Annotated in this window: 3 protein-coding genes; all 3 read left to right on the top strand. The window is 65.8% G+C overall.

What is annotated here, in order from left to right:
- Window positions 1-3 precede the first annotated feature (3 nt).
- The 3 genes from EPO09_RS19700 to map are packed head-to-tail and all read left to right on the top strand — an operon-like array spanning window position 4 to window position 1960.
- On the top strand, window positions 4-879 hold the full coding sequence (locus EPO09_RS19700) for an NAD-dependent deacetylase (RefSeq protein ID WP_367200096.1): 876 nt from the start codon (window positions 4-6) through the stop codon (window positions 877-879).
- Window positions 880-929: 50 nt separating this feature from the next.
- Entirely contained in the window at window positions 930-1190 is a 261-nt protein-coding gene (locus EPO09_RS19695) for a ParD-like family protein (protein WP_290645844.1), read from the top strand.
- Window positions 1190-1960 carry a type I methionyl aminopeptidase gene (gene map, locus EPO09_RS19690; RefSeq protein ID WP_290645842.1) on the top strand — a complete coding sequence of 257 codons (771 nt, stop codon included), beginning with the start codon at window positions 1190-1192 and terminating at the stop codon, window positions 1958-1960. The genes EPO09_RS19695 and map overlap by 1 nt, the downstream gene beginning before the upstream one ends.
- Window positions 1961-2061 lie beyond the last annotated feature (101 nt).

Here is a 2061-nt window from a genome sequence, read left to right as displayed (position 1 = left end):
CCCATGCCCCATCAAGCCGCAACACCCGATGACATCCCCGAAGCACTGCGGGGCCTCATCCGCCACGCGGCCGAGATCATCGACCAGGCCGACGGCCTGATCGTGGCAGCGGGTGCCGGTATGGGCGCCGATTCAGGCCTGCCGGACTTCCGCGGGCCCGAGGGCTTCTGGAAGGCCTACCCCGCGCTGGGCCGCGCCGGCCTGGGCTTCATGGACGTGGCCAACCCGCGGGCCTTTGGCCGCACACCCGAGCTCGCCTGGGGCTTTTACGGCCACCGCCTGGCGCTCTACCGCGCCACCCAACCCCATGCCGGCTTCGGCATCCTGCAACGCTGGGCCAAAGGCATGAACGCCGGCGCCACCGTGTTCACCAGCAATGTAGACGGCCAGTTCCAGAAAGCCGGCTTCGACCCCGAGCGGGTGTACGAATGCCACGGCTCCATCCACCACCTGCAGTGCCTGAGCACCTGCACCGATGCCATCTGGCCGGCTGATGACTTTGTGCCCGATGTGGATGAAGCTCGGGGCGTGTTGCGCAACGCCATGCCAACGTGCCCGCACTGCGGCGGCCTGGCGCGGCCCAACATCCTCATGTTTGGTGACCCGCTATGGCTGCCCGCGCGCAGCGAGGCCCAATCACTCAGGCTGGAGGGCTGGCTGGCTCAGGTGCGCAAGCCTGTGGTGGTGGAGATTGGCGCCGGTACGGCCGTGCCCTCGGTGCGCAACTTCAGCCAGCAGATGTTGATCTATGCGAATGCGCGGCTGGTGCGGATCAATGTGGATGAGGCGCGGGTGCCGAGTCGGGATGATGTGGGGGTGGCGTTGGGGGGATTGGAGGCGTTGCAACGCATCGACGCGACGCTGCAGACCTTGGCTTGATGCGGATATATGAATCGTATATACTTCATATATTCAACTGGGGCCAGCCGATGGGCATCGTCAAAATCTCAGAGTCCATGCACGAGAACCTACGCGTGGCAGGCAACGCGCTGGACCGGTCCATCAACGCGCAAGCAGAGCACTGGATGAAAGTCGGCATGCTGGCCGAGATGCACCCGGACCTGGACCACAGGGAGATCTGTCGGCTGCTGGTTCAGGCAGAGCTGGCCGGCGGCCTGGATCTTGTCAGCGCACTCAACGCCCCGCAAGGCAAGCCACGCGCCAGCACGGCGCCCAAAGGCAAACACTGATGGCGCACGGCGTGCTCATCCATGGCGCGGCAGACATCGACATGGCGCGCCAGGCGGCCCAGCTCGCGGCCGAGGTGCTGCGCATGATCGAGCCGCATGTGGTGCCCGGCGTCAGCACCGACACCCTGGACCAGCTTTGCCACGAGCACATCGTCCACATCCAGGGCGCCACGCCCGCCAACGTGGGCTACCTTGGCTACCCCAAGACCATCCTCACCTCGGTCAACCAGGTGATCTGCCACGGCATCCCCTCGCGCAGCACGATCTTGAAAAACGGCGACATCGTCAACATCGACGTGGCCGTCATCAAGGATGGCTGGTATGGCGACACCAGCCGCATGTACTTCGTCGGCGCCCCCAGCGCCTTGGCACGGCGCCTGGTGGAGACGGCCTACGAAGCCTTGCTGGCCGGCATCGGGCAGGTCAAGCCTGGCGCCACGCTGGGTGATGTGGGGCACGCCATCCAGTCGGTCGCGCACCGTGCGCATTTCAGCGTGGTGCGCGAATACTGCGGGCACGGCATTGGTCAGATCTACCACGATGACCCGCAAGTGTTGCACTACGGGCAACGCGGCGAAGGGCTCACGCTGGAGGCGGGCATGGTGTTCACCATCGAGCCGATGCTCAACGCAGGCCAGCGTGGCACCAGGCAACTGGCCGACGGGTGGACCGTGGTGACCAAGGACGGATCGCTGTCTGCCCAGTGGGAACACATGGTGGCGGTGACGCCCGAGGGGTGTGAGGTGCTGACGGCTTGGGCGGGGGGCTAGGCGGCGTAGGCCCTCTTGGAGCGAATTGGCGCGAGATCAGTCCGGCGGGGTGCTCTGCTCCGCTCGTGTCCCCCGCAATGGGCTTGCAGCCCATTGCTCCT

The organism is Aquabacterium sp. (genome assembly GCF_004297345.1).
GTDB lineage: Bacteria > Pseudomonadota > Gammaproteobacteria > Burkholderiales > Burkholderiaceae_C > Aquabacterium.
The sequence above is the reverse complement of the archived record's forward strand: the minus strand, read 5'-3'. Positions and strand labels throughout refer to the sequence as shown.